The 21898-nt window shown below is 69.4% G+C and carries 21 protein-coding genes; 9 read left to right on the forward strand and 12 right to left on the reverse strand.

The window, feature by feature from the left end; genetic code table 11:
• Nucleotides 1-209 precede the first annotated feature (209 nt).
• A complete protein-coding gene (gene tyrS / locus P6166_RS07780; protein WP_277763908.1) occupies nt 210-1421 on the reverse strand; it encodes a tyrosine--tRNA ligase in 1212 nt (403 codons plus the stop codon).
• Nucleotides 1422-1470: 49 nt separating this feature from the next.
• On the reverse strand, nt 1471-1653 hold the full coding sequence (locus tag P6166_RS07785; RefSeq protein WP_277764071.1) for a hypothetical protein: 183 nt from the start codon (nt 1651-1653) through the stop codon (nt 1471-1473).
• On the opposite strand from P6166_RS07785, the gene P6166_RS07790 reads away from it, so the two are divergent.
• Together P6166_RS07790 and P6166_RS07795 are read left to right on the forward strand one after the other, a co-directional pair.
• Nucleotides 1597-3024 (forward strand): M23 family metallopeptidase, encoded by a 1428-nt coding sequence (locus P6166_RS07790; protein WP_277763909.1) that lies wholly within the window; start codon nt 1597-1599, stop codon nt 3022-3024. The genes P6166_RS07785 and P6166_RS07790 overlap by 57 nt on opposite strands.
• 85 nt (nt 3025-3109) lie before the next feature.
• Nucleotides 3110-4246 carry an anhydro-N-acetylmuramic acid kinase gene (locus tag P6166_RS07795; RefSeq protein ID WP_277763910.1) on the forward strand — a complete coding sequence of 379 codons (1137 nt, stop codon included), beginning with the start codon at nt 3110-3112 and terminating at the stop codon, nt 4244-4246.
• Nucleotides 4247-4251: 5 nt separating this feature from the next.
• Here the strand turns inward: P6166_RS07795 and P6166_RS07800 are convergent, their stop codons facing one another.
• The 3 genes from P6166_RS07800 to P6166_RS07810 all read right to left on the reverse strand — a co-directional run bounded on the left by P6166_RS07800 (nt 4252) and on the right by P6166_RS07810 (nt 6665).
• Nucleotides 4252-4479: a hypothetical protein gene (locus tag P6166_RS07800; RefSeq protein WP_130319704.1), complete on the reverse strand. Its 228-nt coding sequence runs from the start codon at nt 4477-4479 to the stop codon at nt 4252-4254.
• Between the two features lie 66 nt (nt 4480-4545).
• Nucleotides 4546-5868, reverse strand: coding sequence for an MFS transporter (locus P6166_RS07805; RefSeq protein WP_277763911.1), 1323 nt, complete (start codon nt 5866-5868; stop codon nt 4546-4548).
• Complete coding sequence (locus tag P6166_RS07810) at nt 5865-6665, reverse strand: exodeoxyribonuclease III (protein ID WP_277763912.1); 801 nt, start codon at nt 6663-6665, stop codon at nt 5865-5867. Before P6166_RS07810 ends, P6166_RS07805 begins: the two co-directional genes overlap by 4 nt.
• A gap of 110 nt (nt 6666-6775) precedes the next feature.
• On the opposite strand from P6166_RS07810, the gene pyrE reads away from it, so the two are divergent.
• Both pyrE and P6166_RS07820 read left to right on the forward strand, forming a co-directional pair.
• A complete protein-coding gene (gene pyrE, locus P6166_RS07815) occupies nt 6776-7435 on the forward strand; it encodes an orotate phosphoribosyltransferase (RefSeq protein ID WP_277763913.1) in 660 nt (219 codons plus the stop codon).
• 43 nt (nt 7436-7478) lie between these two features.
• Nucleotides 7479-8126 (forward strand): hypothetical protein, encoded by a 648-nt coding sequence (locus tag P6166_RS07820; RefSeq protein WP_277764064.1) that lies wholly within the window; start codon nt 7479-7481, stop codon nt 8124-8126.
• 70 nt (nt 8127-8196) lie between these two features.
• Here the strand turns inward: P6166_RS07820 and P6166_RS07825 are convergent, their stop codons facing one another.
• Genes P6166_RS07825 through coaBC form a run of 3 tightly spaced genes read right to left on the reverse strand, consistent with a single transcriptional unit; the run spans nt 8197 to nt 12266 of the window.
• Nucleotides 8197-10551, reverse strand: coding sequence for a phosphomannomutase/phosphoglucomutase (locus tag P6166_RS07825; protein WP_277763914.1), 2355 nt, complete (start codon nt 10549-10551; stop codon nt 8197-8199).
• Nucleotides 10552-10566: 15 nt separating this feature from the next.
• Nucleotides 10567-11034, reverse strand: a complete 468-nt coding sequence (dut, locus tag P6166_RS07830) for a dUTP diphosphatase (protein ID WP_277763915.1) — start codon at nt 11032-11034, stop codon at nt 10567-10569.
• Nucleotides 11031-12266, reverse strand: coding sequence for a bifunctional phosphopantothenoylcysteine decarboxylase/phosphopantothenate--cysteine ligase CoaBC (gene coaBC, locus P6166_RS07835; RefSeq protein ID WP_277763916.1), 1236 nt, complete (start codon nt 12264-12266; stop codon nt 11031-11033). The genes dut and coaBC overlap by 4 nt, the downstream gene beginning before the upstream one ends.
• Before the next feature lie 96 nt (nt 12267-12362).
• Here coaBC and radC point away from each other — a divergent pair, with 96 nt between their 5' ends.
• From radC to P6166_RS07855, 4 genes are all read left to right on the forward strand, one after another.
• Nucleotides 12363-13037, forward strand: coding sequence for a DNA repair protein RadC (gene radC, locus P6166_RS07840; protein WP_277763917.1), 675 nt, complete (start codon nt 12363-12365; stop codon nt 13035-13037).
• 125 nt (nt 13038-13162) lie between these two features.
• Nucleotides 13163-14851 (forward strand): arginine--tRNA ligase, encoded by a 1689-nt coding sequence (gene argS / locus P6166_RS07845; protein WP_277763918.1) that lies wholly within the window; start codon nt 13163-13165, stop codon nt 14849-14851.
• Nucleotides 14852-14891: 40 nt separating this feature from the next.
• Nucleotides 14892-15752 (forward strand): SPOR domain-containing protein, encoded by an 861-nt coding sequence (locus tag P6166_RS07850; protein ID WP_277763919.1) that lies wholly within the window; start codon nt 14892-14894, stop codon nt 15750-15752.
• Nucleotides 15753-15891: 139 nt separating this feature from the next.
• On the forward strand, nt 15892-16644 hold the full coding sequence (locus tag P6166_RS07855) for an SDR family NAD(P)-dependent oxidoreductase (RefSeq protein WP_277763920.1): 753 nt from the start codon (nt 15892-15894) through the stop codon (nt 16642-16644).
• 4 nt (nt 16645-16648) lie between these two features.
• On the opposite strand, the gene P6166_RS07860 is transcribed toward P6166_RS07855, so the two are convergent.
• From P6166_RS07860 to P6166_RS07870, 3 genes are all read right to left on the reverse strand, one after another.
• Entirely contained in the window at nt 16649-17761 is a 1113-nt protein-coding gene (locus P6166_RS07860) for an acyltransferase (protein WP_277763921.1), read from the reverse strand.
• 55 nt (nt 17762-17816) lie between these two features.
• On the reverse strand, nt 17817-18491 hold the full coding sequence (locus tag P6166_RS07865) for a MarC family NAAT transporter (RefSeq protein WP_277763922.1): 675 nt from the start codon (nt 18489-18491) through the stop codon (nt 17817-17819).
• A 75-nt stretch (nt 18492-18566) separates the two neighbouring features.
• Nucleotides 18567-18944, reverse strand: coding sequence for a tautomerase family protein (locus tag P6166_RS07870; protein ID WP_277763923.1), 378 nt, complete (start codon nt 18942-18944; stop codon nt 18567-18569).
• A gap of 115 nt (nt 18945-19059) precedes the next feature.
• On the opposite strand from P6166_RS07870, the gene P6166_RS07875 reads away from it, so the two are divergent.
• Nucleotides 19060-20001, forward strand: coding sequence for a LysR substrate-binding domain-containing protein (locus tag P6166_RS07875; RefSeq protein ID WP_277763924.1), 942 nt, complete (start codon nt 19060-19062; stop codon nt 19999-20001).
• Here P6166_RS07875 and speA read toward each other — a convergent pair.
• Nucleotides 19974-21860 carry an arginine decarboxylase gene (speA, locus tag P6166_RS07880; protein WP_277763925.1) on the reverse strand — a complete coding sequence of 629 codons (1887 nt, stop codon included), beginning with the start codon at nt 21858-21860 and terminating at the stop codon, nt 19974-19976. The two genes, P6166_RS07875 and speA, sit on opposite strands and share 28 nt — an antisense overlap.
• Nucleotides 21861-21898 lie beyond the last annotated feature (38 nt).

Consider the following 21898-nt stretch of genomic DNA (forward strand, 5'->3'; position numbering starts at 1 on the left):
CCGTTGACCGCTTCAGCACCCGAAGGCTTTCCCTGAAGCGAGCCCGCCATCATAGCGGACTTTTTTGTTTCGTCAACCCCGTGTGAAGCTGGAGGCTGATCCGCCGTCTGATCGCCTTGCCTTTCGGCTGGCCCTCGTGACGGGGGAGAGAAAGTATGGCCCTTCCCCGACAGTTTGGGAAGGGGTTTGTGAAAAAATTTTTACGTAGCTCAGCCCGCCACTAGCAACACGCGCGCGAAGTTCCGCTTGCCGATCTGGATGACCCCTTCGAAGCCCGGCGCCAACTGCAGCTGCGGATCCTCCACCACTTCGCCGCTCACCCGCACGGCACGCTCCTTGAGCTTGCGCATGGCCTCCGAATTACTGGGCGTCAGCCCGGCGGCGGTCAGCAGTGCAGCGATGCGAAGACCCTCCGGGGGCACGCTCACTTCCTGTAGCGGCAGCAGACGGGTGTCGCCCTGGCCGGTCACCACCGCGTGCCAACCCGCGATCGCCTGCTGGGCCGCCGCCGCGCCATGGAAGCGTGTGGCCAACTCGCGCGCAAGGCGCAGCTTCACCTCGCGCGGGTTCAATTCGCCGCCTTCCACCTGCTTGCGCAGCGACACCGCTTCATCCACGCCGATGTCGAAAGACAGCAGTTCGATCCAGCGCCACATCAATTCGTCGCCCACCTTCATGGTCTTGGTGACGATGTCGATGGCTGGCTCGCTGATGCCGATGTAGTTGCCCAGCGACTTGGACATCTTGTTGACACCGTCCAGGCCCTCCAGCAGCGGCATGGTCAGCACGATCTGCGGCGCCTGGCCGTAGTGCTCCTGCAGGCCACGACCCATCAACAGGTTGAACTTCTGGTCGGTGCCGCCGAGTTCGACATCGCACTTCAACGCGACGGAGTCGTAACCCTGCACCAGCGGGTAGAGGAACTCATGGATGGCGATGGACTGCTGCGCCGCGTACCGCTTGGCGAAGTCGTCACGCTCCAGCATGCGCGCCACGGTGTGCTGGCCGGCCAGGCGGATCATGTCGGCCGCGCCCATCTGCCCGAACCACTCGGAATTGAAACGCACCTCGGTCCGCTCGCGGTCGAGCACCTTGAAGACCTGCTCCTCGTATGTGCGCGCATTGGCCAGCACATCCTCGCGGGTGAGCGGCTTGCGGGTGACGTTCTTTCCGGTCGGGTCGCCGATCATCCCGGTGAAATCGCCGATCAGGAAGATCACCTGGTGTCCCAGATCCTGGAACTGCCGCATCTTGTTCAACAACACGGTGTGACCCAGGTGCAGGTCCGGCGCCGTGGGGTCGAAGCCCGCCTTGATCCGCAGCGGGCGCCCGGCCTTCAGGCGGGCCTCCAGCTCGTCGGGCTTGAGGATCTCGTCGGCACCACGGCCGATCAGGGCGAGCGATTCAGCAATCGAGGACAAAGCTAGGGACTCCAGCGGGGTTGGGCGACCGTCAAGAACGTGAACGATGTTAAACGCGAGTTAATGCCGCGCCAAGCGAAAACATGAACAGGCTCAATGGTTTGACGCGGCTTTGAGGGGTGTCTATGGTACCGGCGTTTGCGCTCTTTGCTTTGAGCCACCGAGGAACCGATAGATGCAGCATTCCGAGCAGGGCCGTGCGCGCCGTCAGCGCTTCCAGGAACGACTTCACGTCCAACACGACTCGGCCTTGCATCAAAGGCTCAAGCAGCATCTTCCCGCTGCCTTCAACCAGCGCTGGACGCGCCGGCACTGGCTGCACGCCTCGCTGTTCACCACGATCGGCGCGCTGCTCGCGACCATCGTGCCGGGCTTCTCCAACGCCATCGACGCGCCCCTGGTCACCCATTCCACGCTCGCCCTCCCGCTGCCGCCCCTGCCTGCGGGCAGCCCGCAGGCCGTGCCGGGCAGCAACTGGGAGCTGCTGCGGATCAAGCCGGGCCAGACCCTGAGCGGCGTGTTCGGTGACATGGGCATCCCCACCGCCACGCTCTCGCGCGTGCTGGGCCATCCGGGCGCCCGCGAGGCGCTGACCCGGCTGCGCCCAGGCGCCGAACTGGCCTTCGATATCGGCCAGCCGGGCGAGCTGCGTGCCCTGCGTTTCGATCGTGATGCCAGCCACCGCGTCGAGTTGCTGCTTAGCGGCGAAACGGTGCGCGAGAAGGTCACCGAACGCGCCACCACCGTGCGCACCGTCGTGACCAGCGGCGAGATCACCAGTTCGCTGTACGCCGCCGCGCGCAAGGCCGGCCTGCCGCCGTCCGCGGTGGCGACGATGACCGACGACATCTTCAAGTACGACATCGACTTCGACAAAGACCTGCAGCCGGGCGACCGCTTCAGCGTGGTCATGGACGAGACCTGGCGCGAAGGCGAGCGCATCGACACCAGCAAGATCCTGGCGGCCACCTTCACCACCGGCGGCAAGACCTACACCGGTTTCCGCTTCGAACGTGGCGGCAAGCCGGCCGAGTATTTCGATATCACCGGCCGTCCACTGAAGAAGAGCTTCATCCGCATGCCGGTGACCTATACCCGCATCAGCTCCACCTACGGCATGCGTCGCCACCCGGTCCTGGGCACGATCCGCGGCCACAAGGGCATCGACTACGCCGCGCCCACCGGCACGCCGATCATGGCCGCCGGCGATGCGCAGGTGAAGTTCGTGGGCACCCAGCGCGGCTACGGCAACGTGATCATCCTCGACCACGGCAAGGGCTATTCGACGCTGTACGGCCACATGTCGCGCTTCGGCAAGGTCCGCGCCGGGCAGCGCATCAGCCAGGGCACGGTGATCGGCTACGTCGGCATGACCGGCCTGGCGACGGGCCCGCACCTGCACTACGAATTCCGCGTCAACGGCGAGCAGCGCAACCCGGCCTCGGTGACCATGCCGCCGCCGACGCCCCTGGGGGGCGCCGAGCTGGTGGCGTTCCGCGCGCAGACCGCGCCGGCCATGGCCCGCATCCAGGGCATGGAGAAGCTGATCTACGCCGATGCCGACCCCAAGCCGGCGCAGGCCAAAGGCAAGAGCAAGGGCTGATCGCCCCCACCCTCCTGACCGAATTGTTTGACGGCGCCCTTCCCGGGCGCCGTATCTTTATGGGCTTCCCGAACCCGAGATCCGCATGGCGGCGCTTCCTGACGGCACTCCCCTCTATATCGGCCTGATGTCCGGCACCAGCGCCGATGGCATCGATGCGGCGCTGGTGGCTTTCCTCGACGACCCGGCCGATGGCCCGCGCTGCCACCTGCTGGCGGGCCACACGCACCCGTGGGAGCCCGCGCTGCGTGCCGAGCTGGTGGCGCTGGGCGAAGGCGGCGAGGCGGGCTCGCTGGATGTCCTGGGGGACCTGGACGCCCGCGTCGGGATCGCTTTCGCCGAGGCGGCCCACACGCTGCTGGCCCGGCACGGGGTCGACGCCGCCCAGGTCCGCGCGATCGGCTCGCACGGCCAGACCGTGCGCCATCGTCCGCTGGCCACGCCCGCCTTCACCTGGCAGATGGGCGATGCGCATCGCGTCGCCGAAGCCACCGGCATTACCACCGTAGCCGATTTCCGGCGCCGTGATATCGCCGCCGGCGGCCAGGGCGCGCCGCTGATGCCGGCGTTCCATGTAGCCATGTTGGGCAGCGGCGCGGAAGACCGTGCCGTGCTCAACCTCGGCGGCATCGGCAACCTGACGTTGATTCCCCAAGCCGGAGAGGTGCGCGGGTTCGACACCGGGCCGGCCAATGCGCTGATGGACAGCTGGTGCCAGCGCCATACCGGGCAGCCGTTCGATGCCGGCGGCGCGTTCGCCGCCTCCGGCCAGGTCTTGCCGGGCCTGCTGGCGCAATGGCTACAGGAGCCCTGGTTCGCCCTGCCGCCGCCCAAGAGCACGGGCCGCGAGCAATTCCATCTGGATTGGGCGTTGTCCGCGCCGGGCGCCGCGGGCGCCTCGCCGGCGGACGTGCAGGCGACCTTGCTGGCCTTGACCGTGGAGACCATCGCCGACGCCCTGCGGGCGCACCAACCCGCGACCGCGCGGGTGCTGGTCTGCGGCGGCGGCGTGCGCAACCCGGTGCTGATGGCGGCGCTGGCCCAGCGCCTGCCCGGCATTGGCGTCGAATCCAGCCAAGCGCACGGCCTGGACCCGGATTACATGGAAGCGATGGGTTTTGCCTGGCTCGCGGCGCAGACACTGGCCTCGCGGCCCGGCAACCTGCCCTCGGTCAGCGGCGCGCGTGGGCCGCGCATCCTGGGCGCCATCCACCCCGCCTGAAACGCCTAGAAGCTGCCGCCGCTGGGCAGCAGCTTCAGCGCGGCGATGGCATCGGCCAGGGCGTCCACTTCCGGGTGCGCGAAACCGCCGTTGACCTCGTGCTCGCAGGCGAACAGGCCCTGCTCGATGAGATTGATCACGGTCTGGTGCTGCGTCCAGCCGCGCGCCACCGAGATGCGGCGGATACGGTCGACCAGCATCGGATCGATGTCGCGCAGAACCAGATCGGTCATCTCACTCCCCAACACGCGTGCTCGAGGATCCCCCGGGGCGAATCATCGGCAAGTCGGCCCCGGCTTTCAATCCGCCGGGCGCGCGGCGGGCGCCCCGGCCGGGTCCACGATCCGCCGCCACAGCCAGGCCAGCAGCAGCAGGGTGGGGATGACGGTCAGGGCGCTGAGGATGAAGAACGCCGAGTACGAGCTCGCCTCGACGATGTACCCCGACACCCCGCCGACGAACTTGCCCGGCAGGTTGGCCAGCGACACGAGCAGGCCGTACTGGGTGGCGGTGAAGTTGCGGTCGGTCAGCGAGGACATGAAGGCCACCAGCACCACGCCGGCGAATCCCTGGAACAGGTTGTCGGCCGAGAGCGCGGCATAGAACGCCCACAGCTGGCCCGGGTGCTGCGCCATCAGCAGGAAGGCCAGGTTGGACAGCGCCACGCCGAGCGCGGCGACCAGCAGCATGCGCCGGAAGCCGAACGCCGCCACCGCCGCACCGCCGGCGAACGCGCCCACCACGCCCATCCACACGCCGAACAGCTTGGAGACGGTGGCGATATCGGCTTTGGTGAAGCCCGAATCGAGGTAGAACGGACCGGCCATGACGCCGATCACCTGGTCGGGAAACTTGAAAAAGCCGACGAACAGCAACAGCGCCAGCGCCACCGCCGGCCCGTTGTGGCTGAAGAAACTGCTGATCGGCTGCCAGAACGCGCCGAGGAAGTCGATCCGGCGCTCGATCGTGGCCTCCGGGATGGCCGGTTCCCGGCATACCAGGGTGGCGATGATCGGCAGCAGCATCAGCGCGGACATCGCCATGTAGGCCCAGCGCCAGTCGCTGAACTGCGCCAGGTACAGCGCACCGGCGCCCCCTACGATCAACCCGATGCGATAGCCCAGAATGTAGGTGGCGGCCAGCGCGGCCTGCGCGCTTTCGGCGGCAATCTCGATGCGATAGGCGTCCACCACCGAATCCTGGGTGGCGCCCATGAAAGAGGCGAACAGCACCCAACCCACCAGCCCGGCCACGCCCAGCTCCGGCCGCGAGAACGCCAGCGCGAACAGCGCCACGGTGACGCCCACCTGCGACAGCAGCAGCCACGAACGGCGCCGGCCGAGGAAGCCCAGCAGCGGGAAGGCGTGGCGGTCCAGCAGCGGCGCCCACAGGAACTTCAGCAAGTAGAAGAAGCTCGCCAGGCTGATCAGGCCGATGCTGTGCAGGTCCATGCCCACGTCGCGCAGGCGCGTGGACAGGGTTTGGGAAGCAATCAGCAGGAACGGCAGGCCGCTGCCGAAGCCCAGCAAGGCCAGCGTGCCCGCCGAAGGCGTGGCGAAGGCGCGGCGGATCCCGGCCCAGCCCTTGTAGGACACCGGGGCGCCGGCGGTCGCTTCGCTCACAGGTCGTAGTCCACGGTGAACGGTGCGTGGTCGGAAAAGCGCTGCTCGCGGTAGATCGAGCAGCCACGCAGGCGCGGCCGCAGCCCGGGGGTCGCGAACTGGTAGTCGATGCGCCACCCCACGTTGTTGGCGCGCGCCGCGCCGCGGTTGCTCCACCAGGTGTAGTCCTCGCCCTGCGGATGCAGCACGCGGTAAGCATCGACCCAGCCGCGGCCCTGGCCGCGTTCGGCCTCGTCCTCGCGGTCGGCGCACAGCCCGTTGAGCCAGTCGCGTTCGGGCGGCAGGCAGCCGGAGTTCTTCTGGTTGGACTTCCAGTTCTTGATGTCCAGGGCCGAGCGCACGATGTTCCAGTCACCGCACAACACGTACTCGCGGTCGCTGGCTAGCCATTGCGCCAGGATCGGGCGCAGCCATGCCATCACCTTGAACTTGAAGTCCTGGCGCTGTTCGCCCGAAGAGCCGGAGGGGATGTAGAACGACACCACGCTCAAGTTGCCGTAGCGCGCCTCGATGTAGCGGCCTTCCTCGTCGAATTCGCTCCAGCCCAGCGCGGTGCGGATTTCGTCCGGCTCGCGGCGGCTGTAGATCGCCACGCCGCTGTAGCCCTTCTTGGTGGTGGCGTCCCGGAACCAGGCCCGATACCCGGCGGGCAGGAACGCCGGGCCGGCGAGCTGGTGTTCCTGGGCCTTGGTTTCCTGCACGCACAGGACATCGGCCTCCTGCGCGGAGAACCACTCGAAGAAGCCCTTGGAGGCGGCCGATCGCAGGCCGTTGGCGTTGAAGCTGATGATGCGCATGGGGTGCCGGGTACGGGAAAACCACTAAAGCGTAACCCAACCCACCCACGACCCCGAGCCGGCGCCGGAGCCGCTATCCTCTGCGTCCCCGCAAACCCGTTCCGAGCGCCATGACAGACCACCGGCAACGCTTCCTCGACCTGGCCCTGGGCGCCGACGCCCTGCGCTTTGGCGAGTTCACCCTCAAGTCCGGCCGCCTGAGCCCGTACTTCTTCAATGCCGGCCGCTTCGATTCCGGCGTGCGCACCGCCGCCCTGGCCGCGTGCTACGCCGACGCGATCGAGGATGCCGGCCTGGATTTCGACCTGGTGTTCGGCCCGGCCTACAAGGGCATCCCGCTGGCGACCGCGCTGGCGTGCGAGTTCGCGCGCCGCGGCCGCGACCTGCCGCTGGCCTTCAACCGCAAGGAGGCCAAGGACCACGGCGAGGGCGGCACGCTGATCGGCGCGCCGCTGGCCGGCCGCAAGGTGTTGATCGTGGACGACGTGATCACCGCCGGCACGGCCATCCGCGAGGCGCTGGACATCATTCGCCAGGCCGGCGGCACGCCGTCGGCGATCGTGGTGGCGCTGGACCGCCAGGAGATCGCCTCCGAGCAGGATCGCCGCTCGGCCGCGCAGGCGGTGGCGGCCGAGGCGGGCATCCCCGTGGTGGCCGTCGCCAACCTGGGCGACCTGCTTGCATTTGCGCAAGGAAAGCCGGAACTTGTGGACTTCCGCGCACCGCTGCTGGCCTACCGGGCCCGCTACGGTACCGACATATCGGGCTGAGGACAGTCAGGGGGCTGCCATGATGCCGAACACCAGAAACGCGATGCTGGGCATCGCCGTGCTCGCCGTGCTGTCCTGGCACGCGCAAGCCGCGCAGCCGGCGAAGAAGAAGGCCAACACGCCGGCCACGCCGAAGAAGCTGTACTGCTGGGACCAGAACGGCCAGCGGACCTGTAGCGACACCCTGCCGTCCGAGGCGGTGAACCAGGCACGCGACGAGATCAATGCCAGCAACGGCATGCGCAGTGCGGAGATCGACCGCGCCCTGAACGCGGACGAGCGCGCCGTGGCTGCCGCGGCCGCCGCCCAGCAGCAAGCCGACCTGGCGGCCGAGCAGACCCGCAAGCGCACCGACCAGGCGCTGCTGACCACCTTCCAGAGCGAGGACGACCTGCGCCGCGTGTTCGCCGAGCGCACCGCGCTGATCGACAACAACGTGCAGACCGCGCGCTACAACGTCGCCAGCCTGCGCGAGGGCCTGATCACCCTGCTGCGCGACGCCGGCAACCGCGAGCTGGCCGGGCAGAAGGTGCCGGACAAGCTGGCCGGCGACATCCAGAAGCGCCACAACGAACTGATCTGGCAGCAGCGCCTGCAAGCCAGCTTCGAGCGCCAGCGCGTCGAGCTGGATGGGGAGATCGAGCAGATCCTGCAACGCTACCGGGCCATGCGCGCGCCTTCCGGCACCTGAGTGGCCGCGGCGCACGAACGAAAAGGGCGGCCAGCGGCCGCCCTTTTGCTTTGCGTTGCAGATCGCGCCGCTACAGCGCGATCTCCTTGCCTGGCAACAGCTCGGCCAGCTGCGCCTTGAACAGCGCGCGGATGCGCGCCAGCGCCGCTTCGTTCTCGGCCTCGAAGCGCAGTACCAGCACCGGCGTGGTGTTGGAGGCGCGCAGCAGGCCCCAGCCGTCGTTGAAGTCCGCGCGCAGCCCGTCGATGGTGGCGATGCGCGCGCCTTCGAACGCAGAGCCCTCGCCCTGCGCCTGCACGGCGGCCACGAAACGCGCCACCAGCTCGTGCGGCGAGCCGTCCACGGGCAGCTTGATCTCCGGCGTGGACACGCTGTCGGGCAGCTCGGCGAGCACTTCCGAAGGCGTCTCCTCGCGCTGCGCCAGCACTTCCAGCAGGCGCGCGGCCGCGTAGAGGCCATCGTCGAAGCCGTACCACCGCTCCTTGAAGAAGAAGTGGCCACTCATCTCGCCAGCCAGCTCGGCATCGGTCTCGCGCATCTTGGACTTGATCAGCGAGTGCCCGGTCTTCCACATCATCGGGCTGCCGCCATGGCGCAGGACGAAATCCTGCAGCTTCCCGGTGCACTTCACGTCGTAGATGATCAGCGCGCCCGGATTGCGCTGCAGCACGTCGGCGGCGAACAACATCAGCAGGCGGTCCGGGAAGACCATCTTGCCTTCGCGGGTGACCACGCCCAGCCGGTCGGCGTCGCCGTCGAAAGCCAGGCCGATGTCCGCGTCGAAGCGCTGGACCATCTGCACCAGGTCATCGAGGTTGTGCGGCTCGCTCGGGTCGGGGTGGTGGTTGGGGAACGTGCCATCCACGTCGCAGTACAACGGGATGACTTCCGCGCCGATCGCCTCCAGCAGGCGCGGGGCGATATCGCCGGCCACGCCGTTGCCGGCGTCGGCCACCACCTTCAGCGGGCGGTCCAGCTGCACGTCGTCGGCGATGCGCTGGATGTAGTCCTCGCTGACATCCTGCTGGCTGAGCGCGCCAGGCTCGGCGGCGGTGTGCAGGCGCCCTTCGCTGATGCGGCGGTACAGGTCGGTGATCGCATCGCCGGCCAGCGTCTCGCCGCCGATGACGATCTTGAACCCGTTGTAGTCCGGGGGGTTGTGGCTGCCGGTCACGGCCACGCAGCTGCCGGCACGCAGGTGATAGGCGGCGAAGTAGACCACCGGCGTCGGTGCCAGGCCGATATCGGTAACCTGGCAGCCGGCGCGGCGCAGGCCTTCGATCAAGCCGGCCGACAGCTCCGGACCGGACAGCCGGCCGTCGCGCCCCACCACGACATCGCGCAGGCCCTGCGCCTGCATCACGCTGCCGATGGCCTGGCCGATCAGCTCGGCCACGCCCGGATTCAGTTCCTTGCCGACCACGCCGCGGATGTCGTAGGCCCGGAAGATCTCCGGCACCACGACCGCTCCCGCCGGCCGGCGCGCGAGGGCCGCGCCTTCCTCGTCCAGCGGCGCGGCGGCGGCGGCCAGCGCGGCCGCCTCGGCATCGCGCCGGAGGCTTTCGCCCAGGGTCGGCGCGTCGCCGGTCTCTTCCACCGCCGGGCGGCGCGTGGGCAGGCGCACGCGGCCGCGCGCGGCCAGCAGCACCAGCACCGCCAGCGCCAACAGCAGCACGGCGGCGACGATGCACGGAATGGCGCCCAGGCCCAGCGGCCCGGCGTCCACTTCCTCCACCGCGGCGGACAGGCGCATGCCGTCCTTGCCGACCGGGCGCGACATCGCCTCGGCGGAGCCGGCCAGTCTCGTGTCGCCCTTCTGCACCACGTTGAACACGCCCTGGCGCAGCGCCAGGTAGCCATCGGCCGGCACGTCCAGCGCGTCGAAGGCGCCGGTCAGGCGCAGCAGCGGCAGGCGCACCAGGGTCACCGCCGGCGCGTCGCCGAGTTGCACCCGCGCGGCCACGCCCAGCCGCGGCTGGCCCCCGTCGCGCACGATGCGCACCTGGGCCTTCTCGTTCTGTAGCGCCGCCTCGAGCAGCGCCAGGCGGGAATAGCCGAACTTGGCGCTGTCGGCGTAGGCGTCGGTCAGGCCGGCCGGCCAGACCTGCACGTCCTCGGCGCCCTTGAAGCGTTCGCGGATCACGGTAGCCGCGGCGGTAGCGTCGCCGCCGGCCAGCGCGGCCAGGACTTGCGGGTCCTGCAGCAGCTTGTCGTACTGCGTGCCCTGCGCGGCCAGCGCGCGGGCCACCTCGCCCTGCGCCTGGTCGCGGGCGCGCTCTACCGCCGCGACACTGGCGTCATGCCGCCATTGCGCGTAGCCGTTCCACCCGAACCATGCCGCCAGCAGCAGCGCCAGCAATGCCAGCAACGGCGCGCTCCTGCGCAGGCTGGACACGATCTGCCCGCCTTCGTTCGTCCCGCTCATCTCGACAGCCCCCTGTCAGCGCACGCCGGTGTGGCCGAATCCACCCGTACCCCGTGCACTGTCCACGAAAGTATCCACCACCTGCAACGTCGCGCGCACGATCGGCAGCAGCACCAGCTGCGCGATGCGGTCCCCCGGGGCGATCGTGAAGGGCTCCCGGCCCCGGTTCCACACGCTGATCAGCAGCGGCCCCTGGTAGTCGGCGTCGATCAGCCCGGTCCCGTTGCCGAGCACGATGCCGTGGCGGTGGCCCAGGCCCGAGCGCGGCAGGACCACCGCGCACAGGCCCGGGTCCTCGATGTGGATCGCGATGCCGCTGGGCACCAGCACCGCATCGCCCGGCTCCAGGGTCATCGGGGCCTCGATGGCCGCGCGCAGGTCCATGCCGGCGCTGGAGGCGGTGGCATAGGCCGGCAGCGGCCATTCGTCGCCGAACCGCGGGTCGAGCAGCTTCAGCTGCAGGGTGTGGTCGCTCACGCTCATGCGTTCAGTCTCTCCGAAACCAGTTCGAGCAGCCGCTCGGCCAGCTCGGCCTTGCTGCTGCTGGGAAATACGCGCTCCCCGCCCTGCCAGTAGGCCGTGGCGGCATTGTCGTCGCTCTCGAAGCCGCCGCCGCTGACGCCGACCTGGTTGGCGATGATGAGGTCCAGGCGCTTGGAGGTCAGCTTGCCGCGTGCGTATTTCTCCACGTCGTGGGTTTCGGCGGCGAAGCCGACCACCAGTTTCAGCGCGCCGGTCTGCGCGGCGACCTCGGCGAGGATGTCCGGCGTGCGCACCAGCTCCAGGGTCAACGTCTCGCCGGTCTTCTTGATCTTCTGCGGCACCACGCGGCGCGGGGTGTAGTCGGACACCGCCGCCGCGCCGATGTAGATGTCGGCGGGGAACGCGGCCAGCACGGCATCGCGCATCTGCGCGGCCGAGCGCACGTCCACGCGCTGCACGCCGGCCGGCGTGGGCAGCTGCACCGGGCCGGCCACCAGGGTGACGTCGGCCCCTTGCCGGGCGGCCGCGGCGGCCAACGCGAAGCCCATCTTGCCGCTGCTGCGGTTGCCCACGTAGCGGACGGGGTCGAGGTCTTCGTAGGTCGGGCCGGCACTGATGACCAGGCGCAGCCCGCGCAGGCGGGCCTCGGCGGCGGCAGCCGGCGGCGGCGCGATGCCCGAGGCCAGCGCGGCGACCAGTTCGTGCGGTTCCACCAACCGGCCCGGCCCGGACTCCCCTTCGGCCAGCGGGCCGTCGGCCGGGCCCACCACGCGCACGCCCCGCTCGAGCAGCGTGGCGACGTTGGCCTGCGTGGCCGGGTGCAGCCACATGCGGTGGTTCATGGCGGGCGCGACGGTGACCGGCGCGGTGGTGGCCAGGCACAACGTGGTGACCAGATCATCGGCCAGGCCATGCGCCAGGTGCGCGATGAGGTCGGCCGTGGCGGGCGCCACGACGACGCGGTCGGCCCAGCGGGCGAGCTCGATATGGCCCATGGCCTGTTCGGCGGCGCTGTCCCACAGCGTGGTGCGGGTCGGGTGGCCGGACAGGGCCTGGAAGCTGAGCGGGGTCACGAACTGCTGGGCCCCGGACGTCATCGCGACCTGCACGTCCGCACCCGCGTCGCGCAGCCGCCGGACCAGCTCCAGCGATTTGTAGGCAGCGATGCCGCCACCCACGCACAGCAGCACACGTTGCCCCCGCAGCGGGCCGGGCTCGGATTTCGCAGTCACGTAAGGGAATTCCTACACATACAAGGAGAATTAGATTAACCGAAGGTCGTTACGGCTCCGACATCGGGCCTTTCCGCCGCCATGCATCCTAGCCATATGCACATAAAGGATTGGCCCGTCACCGAACGTCCGCGCGAGAAGCTCCTGAGCCAGGGCCCGGGGCAGCTCTCCAACGCCGAACTGCTCGCCATTTTCATCGGGTCGGGCGTGCGCGGTCAGGACGCCGTCAGAACCTCGCGCGAGCTCCTGGCCGAGGCCGGGGAGCTGCGCGGCCTGCTGGACCGCGAACCCGGCGACCTGGTCAGGCTGACCGGCCTGGGGCCCGCGAATGCCTGCAAGCTGTCAGCGGCGCTGGAACTGAGCCGCCGCCACATGAAGGCCGAGCTGGAGCGCGGCGCCAAGCTCGACAACGCCGAGACGGCCAGCCGCTATTTCACCGCGCGCCTGCGCCCGCGCAAGCAGGAGATCTTCGCGGCGCTGTTCCTGGATACGCGCCACCGGGCCCTGGCCTTCGAGGAGTTGTTCAGCGGCACGATCAACCAGGCGCAGGTGCACCCCCGCGAGGTGCTGCGGCGTGCGCTGGCCCACAACGCGGCGGCGGTGATCGTGGGGCACAACCACCCGTCGGGGGACCCGGAGCCCTCCGCCGCGGACCGCAGCCTTACCCAGCGTCTGCACCAGGCCCTGGGCCTGGTGGATATTCGCCTGCTGGACCATCTCGTGATTGGCGACGGGGCGCCGGTGTCCTTCGCTGCGCGCGGCTGGGTCTGAGTCCACCTCGGCGGGCGCTCCGCGTCCGTGGGGGCGCCGCGCGCGGCCCCAGCTGAACGTTCCCCGCGTCCGTCATCGCGGGGTCGGTTAAAATCGCCGCCTTTCTCGCTCCAGCAGAATCCTCCGTGAAACCCCAACTCCGCGCCCTGATTGGTCAAGGCATCGAAGCCTTGCGCGCCAACGGCACCCTGCCCGCCGACACCCTGCCGCCGGATTTCGTGGTCGAACGTCCGAAGACCCGCGAGCACGGCGATTTCGCCACCAACGCCGCGATGCTGCTGGCCAAGGCGGCGCGCACCAATCCGCGCGCGCTGGCCCAGGCACTGGTCCAGGCGCTGCCCGCCAGCGACGACGTGGCCCGAGTGGAGATCGCCGGCCCGGGTTTCATCAACTTCCATCTGGCGCCCACCGCATACCAGCGCGAAGCGGCCAGCGTGCTCAAGCAGGGCCATGACTACGGGCGCAACCTGCGCGGCGACGGGCACAACGTGGGCGTGGAGTACGTGTCGGCCAACCCGACCGGCCCGCTGCACGTCGGCCATGGCCGCGCGGCGGCCATCGGCGACAGCCTGGCCCGCCTGCTCGATGCCAACGGCTGGAACGTCAAGCGCGAGTTCTACTACAACGACGCCGGCGTGCAGATCGAGAACCTCGCCCGCTCGGTGCAGTCGCGCGCGCTCGGCCTGACGCCGGACAGCGAAGGCTGGCCGGAAGACGGCTACCGCGGCGACTACATCGTCGATGTGGCCAAGGCCTACCTGGCCGGCGAGACGGTCGACCTGGAAGGCCACCTGGTCACCGGCGCCAAGGATCCGCAGGACTTCGACGCGATCCGCCGCTTCGCCGTGGCCTACCTGCGCAACGAGCAGAACCACGACTTGGCCGCGTTCGGCGTGGATTTCGACATCTACTTCCTGGAAAGCTCGCTGTACCGCGACGGCAAGGTCGAGGAAGCAGTGCAGAAGCTCATCGCCTCCGGCCACACCTACGAGGAAGGCGGCGCGCTGTGGCTGAAGTCCAGCGACTTCGGCGACGACAAGGACCGCGTGATGCGCAAGTCCGACGGCACGTACACCTACTTCGTGCCGGACGTGGCCTACCACCTCACCAAGTGGCAGCGCGGCTACGAGCGCGCGATTACCGAACTGGGCGCCGACCACCACGGCTCGCTGGCGCGCGTGCGCGCCGGCCTGCAGGCCATGGACCTGGGCATTCCCAAGGGCTGGCCGGAATACGTGCTGCACCAGATGGTGACGGTGATGCGCGGCGGCGAGGAGGTGAAGCTGTCCAAGCGCGCCGGCAGCTACCTGACCTTGCGCGACCTGATCGACGAAGTCGGCCGCGATGCCACCCGCTGGTTCCTGATCGCGCGCAAGCCCGATTCGCAGCTGACCTTCGACATCGATCTCGCACGCCAGCAGAGCAATGACAACCCGGTCTTCTACGTGCAGTATGCCCACGCCCGCGTGTGCAGCCTGCTGCGCCAGGCGCAGGAGAAGGGCCTGGCGCACGACCTGGGCAAGGGCAGCGCCGGGCTGGGGCTGCTGAACGACGAGACCTCGCTGTGGCTGATGATCGAGATTTCCCGCTATCCGGAAGTCGTCGAGGCCGCCGGTGAGGCGCTGGAGCCGCACCAGATCGCGCAGTACCTGCGTGAATTGGCGCACGCCTTCCACACGTGGTATCACGGGACGCCGGTGCTGGTGGACGACGCGGCCGAACGCGACGCCAAGCTGGCGCTGGCGCAGGCCGCACGCCAGGTGCTGGCCAACGGGCTGGACATCCTCGGCGTTGGCGCGCCGGAAAAAATGTAAGGAACCGCAAGGTTCAGGCAGTTCAACGGAGAAGCGGTAGATGGCAGCACGTCGCGGTAAGAGCCAGGCAAAGCGCAACAGCGGCAACGGCACCCCGGGTTGGGTCTGGCTGGTGGCCGGCGCGGCGATCGCCGCGGTGGTGTTCCTGGCAGCGCCCGGCCTGTTCAAGAAGGACGGCGACGGCTTCCTGCGCGTCGGCCCGCATCCGAACCCGGACGCGCAGCCCGCGCCGGTGGTCGATGCCGATGTCGACAGCCCGGCCGAACTGCCCAAGCCGGCGGGCGACAAGCCGGGGGACAAGGCCGCCGACCCAGCCGCGCAGACGCAGTACGACTTCTACACGCTGCTGCCGGGCAAGGAAGTGCAGATGTCCGATGCCGAACTGGCAGCCAGCGCGCGCGCCGAGGAAGCCGCGCGCGCGCGCGCCGCGCTGGAAGGCAAGCCCGTGCCGCCGGCGCCGGCGAGCGTCGTGGCCGCGAACAATCCCGATGCGGCCACGCCAAGCCAGCCGGCCCCGATCAACGAAGCGCCGGCGCCCAAGCCGGTGGCCGAAGCGGCCCCGGCGCGCACCACGCCCGCCGCCCCCCCGACCACGCCAGCGGCCACCGTCGCCACGACGACGACGACACCGGCGCCAGCCACCACCCCCGCGTCGGCCACCAGCGACAACGTGCGCTACATCCTGCAGGCCGGTTCGTTCGGCGCCTCGGGCGATGCGGAATCGACCAAGGCCAAGCTGGCGATGCTCGGCCTGGCGGCGCGCGTGGAATCGGCGCAGATCGGCGGCAAGACGGTCTACCGCGTCCGCATGGGGCCGTACGGCACCGCCAGCGAGTTGGCCGAGGCCAAGCAGAAGCTCAGCGGCAGCGGGTTGCCCGCCATCGCGATCAAGGCGCAGTAATCCGCCGCCCTGCTGAAAGCCCGGCCTGGTGCCGGGCTTTTTTGTTGTCCTATCGCCCGCCCGCGTCGTTGCGCCATCCGTGCATCCGCGCGGCGGTGCCGGATGCGAAAATTCAACGTCGCTTTCCCTTGGAGCAGCCATGACCCAGACCGCCCTTATCACCGGCGCCACTTCCGGCTTCGGCCTGGCCGCCGCGCGTCGCTTCGCCGGCGCCGGCTGGCGCGTGATTGTCACCGGCCGGCGCGCCGAACGCCTGCAGCCGCTGGTGGAGGAATTCGGCGCCGAGCAAGTGCACGCCGCCGTGTTCGATGTGCGCGACGCCGCCGCGATGGACGCCGCGCTCGCCGCGCTGCCGCCCGCCTTCGCCGACATCGACCTGCTGGTGAACAACGCCGGGCTGGCCCAGGGTACCGCGCCGGCGCAATCGGCCTCGCTGCAGGACTGGCACACGATGATCGACACCAACGTGACCGCGCTGGTGAACCTCACCCACCGTCTGCTGCCCCGGCTGATCGCGCGCAAGGGCGCGATCATCAACATCAGCTCGGTCGCGGCGACCTATCCGTATCCCGGCGGCAATACCTACGGCGGCACCAAGGCCTTCGTCAGCCAGTTCTCGCTGGGGCTGCGTTCGGACCTGCACGGCACCGGCGTGCGCGTGACCTCGATCGAGCCGGGCATGGCGGAGACCGAGTTCACCCTGGTGCGCACCCATGGCGACCAGGCCGCGTCGGACAGGCTGTATACCGGCGCGAACCCGATGACCGCGGAGGACATCGCCGAGTCGATCTACTACGTCGCCACGCTGCCGCCGCACCTGAACATCAATCGCCTGGAGATCATGCCGGTGACGCAGTCGTTCGCCGGCTTCCAGGTCTCGCGCGAGGCCTGAACCCTCAGGCCGCGGCGGACGCGGCCTGTCGCCGCGCCCGCCAGCGATGGCGCAGGCGCAGGCCGGGCCGTTCGACGAGGTAATGCAGCACAGCCGCCGCCAGCAGCGCGGCGGCGCCATAGATCGCGAAGGCGAGGAACCCGCGACCGGCCAACCAGTCGCCCCAGGCGGCCTGCACGAGGTGGTAGATGGCCTTGTGCACCAGGTAGAGGCTGTAGGACACCGCGGCCAGCCAGCCGGCGAACGGCAGCGCGCGGCGTCCGATCCAGCTGCCCGGCGCGGCGCCGGCAAATACCAACAGGCCCATGCCCAGCGACAGCACCGGCCAGCCGAGCGAGTTGCCGAGCAAACCCACACGGTCGCGGAACAGCCACAGCGCCAACGCCATGACCGCCACGCCGGCCAGCAACACGAGGTTGGCGTGCTGCTGCGCGCGCTCCCACGACGCGGGCCGCCAGGTGCGCCAGGTCGCCAGCAGCACACCGCAGAGCAGGCCATCGAGCCGGTTCCAGGTCGGGAAATACAGGTCCTCCACAAACCAGTTGCGCAGTTGCATGTCCGGGTCGAGCGCGTGGTCGTGCCACCAGATGCCCGCGCGCAACGCGATGCCGCCCAGCACGATGCCGGCCGCCAGCCACCCGAGCCGCGCGGACGAAGAACGCCGCGCCATAAGCACCGCCAACAGGGGGAAGAGCAGATAGAAATGTTCCTCCACGCACAACGACCAGGCATGCGAGAAGGCCGAATTCGCGCCGTAGTCGATCAGCAGGTTCACCGTGAAGGTCAGGAATCTCCACGCCGGCTCCAGCCCCGGCGCCTCGCGGAAGGCCGGCATGCATACGTACAGCACCAGGACCACGACGAACGCGGGCAGGATGCGGAAGGCGCGGCGCAGGTAGAAGTCCCCGAAATCCAGCCGCCCGCCGGCGGCCAGCGGCTGCAATACCTGGCTGCCGATCAGGAACCCGCTGAGCACGAAGAACAGGTCCACGCCCATCCAGCCGTAGCGTGAAAGCCACGACCAATCCGGCCCCAGCCCACCCACCACGAAGGAATGGAACAGCATCACCCAGACGATGGCGATGGCACGCAGCAGGTCCAGGCCGGGTAGACGCATGGTCGAGGCAGCAAGAGGGGAAGCGCGATTGTAGCCATGCGCCGCGGCGCGCGAATCAGCTCGCCAGCGGATAGTCGCGCACGATGTCGAGCACGCCGTTGATCAGGAACTGCGTGCCCAGGCACACCAGCAGGAACCCCATCAGGCGCGCGAACGCGTCCACGCCGCTCTGGCCGATGAGGCGGATGATCCCGCCGGCACTGCGCAGGCAGAGCAGCAGGATCACGCACAGCAGGAAGAACGTGAGCACCGGCGCGGTCCACATCACCCATGGCGCGAACGGCTGTTCGTCCTTCATGGCCGCCGCGGTGCTGATGATCAGCGCGATGGTGCCCGGCCCGGCGGTGCTGGGCATGGCCAACGGAATGAAGGCGATGTCCGACTTGCGATGCTGGCGCAGCTCCTCGGCGCGGCTCTCCACCTCCGGCGCCTCCTCCGGCTTCTCGCGCGGGAACAGCATGCGCATGCCGATGAAGGCGACGATCATCCCGCCGGCGATGCGCAGCGCCGGGATCGAGATGCCAAACAGCTCCATCACCGCCTGCCCGGCGTAGAAGGTCACGCACATGATTGCGAAGACATAGCCGCAGGCCAGCAGCGCCTGCCGGTTGCGCTCCTGGGCGCTCATGCCGGTGGACAAGCCCAGCAGCAGGGCCACGGTGGTCAGCGGGTTGGCGATGGGCAGCAACATCGCCAGCCCGGTCGTCACCGCCTTGAGCAGTTCCAGCATGCCGCAGGTCCTCGCACGTGGCGGACTCGGGCATGGTCGCGCATCGGCCCGGGCTTGCCTACTGGCCGGGGCGGCTCAGGCGTACTGCATCTCGCCGCGGCCGAAGGACCAGTTCTCGCGCGGGGTCTCTATCAAGTGGATGAAGACATCCTCCGCACGCAGGCCCGGCGCGCGCACCAAGCGCTCGACTATGTCGCGGTACAGCGCCTTCTTCTGCGTCACGCCGCGCGAAGCGGTGCAGTGGATGCGGATGAACACCAGCTCGTCGCTGCGGTCGATGCCGAGATAGCCGGGGTCATAGTCGAACTCATGCGCCAGGTGCTGGTTGACCACGATGAAGCGGTCGTCTTCCGGCACCTCGAAACTGGCGCGCAGGGCGGCATACACGCCGTCGCGAATGGCGGCGATCCGCTCGGGCGATGTGGCACGCAGGTCGATCTGGACAAGGGGCATGGGGCGCTCCTGGGGTAGGCGGGCCTGGGGTAGGCGGGCCTCCATCGTGGGACTGGCGAACCGTCCGGTAAATCGGATAATTCAGCAAAGTTCGTCCATCAAACCGGGACATTCGATGCGGACCCTGCACCTCGACCTGGATGCCTTGCGCAGCTTCACCACCGGCATCGCACTGGGCAGCTTCGCCCGCGCCGCGGTGCAACTGCATCGTTCGACCTCGGCCGTCAGCGCGCAGTTGAAGAAGCTCGAACAGCAGGCCGGCGCACCGCTCCTGGTGCGCCATGGCCGCGGACTGGCGCTCACGCCGACCGGCGAAGTGCTGCACGGCTACGCGCGCCGCCTGCTGGCCTTGAACGACGAAGCGGTCGCCGCGCTCGACGGCGCGCATTGGCAAGGCGAAGTGCGCCTCGGCCTGCAGGCGGAATTCGGCGAGCAGCTGCTGCCGGCCGTGCTGGGCCGCTTCGGCCGCGCGCATCCGCGGCTGCAGGTGGAGGCGCAGATCGCGCGCGGCGCGGCATTGGTGGAGGGCCTCGCCGCGGGGCAGTTCGACCTTGCACTGGCCTGGGCCGGCCCGACACTGCCTGCCTCGCTGTCGCCGCAGACGCTGGCCCAGGTGCCGCTGTGCTGGGTGGGCCCCGTCGTGGGAAGTACGCTCGCCGGCCCGCAGGCGGCACCGCTGCCCCTGGCCATGCTCGATGCGCCCTGCCCGATGCGTAGCGCCGCGATCGCGGCGCTGGACGAGGCCGGCATTGCTTGGCGCGTGGCCTTCAGCAGCGCCAGCCTCGCCGGCGTGTGGGCGGCGGTGGAAGCCGGCCTGGGCATTACCCTCCGCACGCCCCTGTGCCTGCCGCGCGGCCTGCGCGTGCTCGACCCGCGGGCGCACGGCCTGCCTGCGATGCCCACGGTGGCGCTGCACCTGCATCGCGCCAGCGATTCGCCGGCGGTCGATGCACTGGCCTCGCTCGTGCGCGAGGCGGTAGCCGCGCAGGTGGCGGCGCTGCCCGGTGGGCGCGCGCCGCGCGCGCGGGCTCAGGCCAGCGGTTCGTCGGAGAGGTAGGTGTAGCCGGTCAGGCCGGCTTCCAGTGCGTCGGCCAGTGCCTGCGCCTGCGGCGCCGGCAGTTGCGCGGCGGCGATGCGCTCGGCGTAGGCGCCGCGCAGGTCGTCCAGGCGGTAGCCGACGTAGTCCAGCATCACGTCGGTAGTATCGCCACGGCGCTGCTGGGCAATGCGATAGCCGCTGCCGTCCACGGCCACTTCGACCGCGTCGGTGTCGCCGAACAGGTTGTGGATGTCGCCGAGGATCTCCTGGTATGCACCGACCAGGAAGAAGCCGATGCGGTAGGACTCGCCCGCGCGCAGCGCATGCAACGGCAGCGAGGTATCCAGGCTCTCGTTCTCGACGTAGGTCTTGACCATGCCGTCCGAGTCGCACGTCATGTCGCAGACCACGCCACGGCGCTCGGGCACCTCGTCCAGGCGCTCGATCGGCACGATCGGGAACACCTGGTCGATCGCCCACACGTCCGGGATCGACTCGAATACGCTGAAGTTGACGAAATACTTGTCGACCAGCCGCTCGTTGAGCTCGTCCAGCAGCGGGCGATGGCTCTTCTCGTCGAAGCTCAGGCGCGCGCGCACGCCGTGGGCGATGGCGTAGAACAAGTCGTCGATGCGCGCGCGGTGCACCAGGTCGATCTGGCCCAGGGCGTAGGCCGACAGGCCTTCGGCATGGAAATGCTGCGCCTCCTGGAACAACTCCACCGCCGGGCGCACGTCCAGCTCCTCGTGGATCTCGCGCAGGTGGCGGATCGCCGGCGGCTCGTCGTCGTGCGCGTCCGGCACGCGCCCCTCCGGCGCCTGCTCCACTTCCGAGACGTTGGCGATCAGCACCGCGTGGTGCGCGGTCATCGCGCGGCCGCACTCGGTGACGATGCGCGGCTGCGGCAGCCCGTGCTCCTCGCACGCGCTGGCCAGCGGCTGGACGATATTGCTGGCGTACGAATGCAGGCCGTAGTTGATCGAGCAGTAGCTGCGCGAGCGGGTACCCTCGTAGTCGATGCCCAGCCCGCCGCCGACGTCGACATGGCTGATCTTCGCGCCCAGGCGCGAGAGCTCGACGAAGTAGCGGGTCGCTTCGCGCATGCCGTTGGCGATGTCGCGCACGTTGGAGATCTGCGAGCCCATGTGGAAGTGCAGCAGGTTCAGGCAGTCGGCGTATTCGGTATCGCGCAGCGACTTCCACAGGTCCAGCACCTGGCGTGGCGAAAGGCCGAACTTGGCCTTGTCGCCCCCGCTGTTCTGCCACTTGCCCGCCCCCAGCGAAGCCAGGCGCATGCGCACGCCCAGGCCGGGCTTCACGTCCAGCCGGCGCGACTCTTCCAACACCAGCTTCAGCTCGGAGGGCTTCTCGATGACGATGAAGGTCTGCAGGCCCAGCTTGCGGCCGATCAGCGCCAGGCGGATGTACTCGCGGTCCTTGTAGCCGTTGCAGACGATCAGCCCACCCGGGCGCGAGAGCGCCAGCACGGCCATCAGTTCCGGCTTGCTGCCCGCTTCCAGGCCGAAGCCCTCGCCATGGTGCGAGGCCAGCGTGCCGGCGACGCCGCGATGCTGGTTCACCTTGATCGGATACACCGCGGTATAGCCGCCGGCGTAGTCCCAGTCGGCCTGTGCCTGGCCGAAGGCGGCCTGCAGCTTGCCCAGGCGCTCGCCGAGGATGTCCGGGAAGCGCACCAGCAGCGGCAGCTTGGCGCCGGAGGCGCGCGCGGCGTCGACCACTTCCGGCAGCGACACCACCGGGCCCTGGGCACCGGTCGGCCTGACCACCACGTGCCCCGCCGCGTCGACGTCGAAATACCCATCGGCCCAGTGCGGGATCGAGTAGGTCTTGCGGGCTTGGTCGATGGACCAGGTCATGGGCGTTTCCGGGGACAGGCGCAGGGGACGCGCATTCT

It is taken from the genome of Stenotrophomonas sp. HITSZ_GD, assembly GCF_029543105.1.
Lineage (GTDB): Bacteria > Pseudomonadota > Gammaproteobacteria > Xanthomonadales > Xanthomonadaceae > Stenotrophomonas_A.

Excerpts from the sequence above, each read along its gene's own strand:
- P6166_RS07790 (WP_277763909.1), top strand. The coding sequence starts at position 1,597 with ATGCAGCATTCCGAGCAGGGCCGTGCGCGCCGTCAGCGCTTCCAGGAA.
- P6166_RS07795 (WP_277763910.1), top strand. The coding sequence starts at position 3,110 with ATGGCGGCGCTTCCTGACGGCACTCCCCTCTATATCGGCCTGATGTCC.
- P6166_RS07800 (WP_130319704.1), bottom strand. The coding sequence starts at position 4,479 with ATGACCGATCTGGTTCTGCGCGACATCGATCCGATGCTGGTCGACCGT.
- P6166_RS07810 (WP_277763912.1), bottom strand. The coding sequence starts at position 6,665 with ATGCGCATCATCAGCTTCAACGCCAACGGCCTGCGATCGGCCGCCTCC.
- pyrE (WP_277763913.1), top strand. The coding sequence starts at position 6,776 with ATGACAGACCACCGGCAACGCTTCCTCGACCTGGCCCTGGGCGCCGAC.
- P6166_RS07820 (WP_277764064.1), top strand. The coding sequence starts at position 7,479 with ATGCTGGGCATCGCCGTGCTCGCCGTGCTGTCCTGGCACGCGCAAGCC.
- P6166_RS07825 (WP_277763914.1), bottom strand. The coding sequence starts at position 10,551 with ATGAGCGGGACGAACGAAGGCGGGCAGATCGTGTCCAGCCTGCGCAGG.
- dut (WP_277763915.1), bottom strand. The coding sequence starts at position 11,034 with ATGAGCGTGAGCGACCACACCCTGCAGCTGAAGCTGCTCGACCCGCGG.
- radC (WP_277763917.1), top strand. The coding sequence starts at position 12,363 with ATGCACATAAAGGATTGGCCCGTCACCGAACGTCCGCGCGAGAAGCTC.
- P6166_RS07850 (WP_277763919.1), top strand. The coding sequence starts at position 14,892 with ATGGCAGCACGTCGCGGTAAGAGCCAGGCAAAGCGCAACAGCGGCAAC.
- P6166_RS07855 (WP_277763920.1), top strand. The coding sequence starts at position 15,892 with ATGACCCAGACCGCCCTTATCACCGGCGCCACTTCCGGCTTCGGCCTG.
- P6166_RS07860 (WP_277763921.1), bottom strand. The coding sequence starts at position 17,761 with ATGCGTCTACCCGGCCTGGACCTGCTGCGTGCCATCGCCATCGTCTGG.
- P6166_RS07865 (WP_277763922.1), bottom strand. The coding sequence starts at position 18,491 with ATGCTGGAACTGCTCAAGGCGGTGACGACCGGGCTGGCGATGTTGCTG.
- P6166_RS07870 (WP_277763923.1), bottom strand. The coding sequence starts at position 18,944 with ATGCCCCTTGTCCAGATCGACCTGCGTGCCACATCGCCCGAGCGGATC.
- P6166_RS07875 (WP_277763924.1), top strand. The coding sequence starts at position 19,060 with ATGCGGACCCTGCACCTCGACCTGGATGCCTTGCGCAGCTTCACCACC.
- speA (WP_277763925.1), bottom strand. The coding sequence starts at position 21,860 with ATGACCTGGTCCATCGACCAAGCCCGCAAGACCTACTCGATCCCGCAC.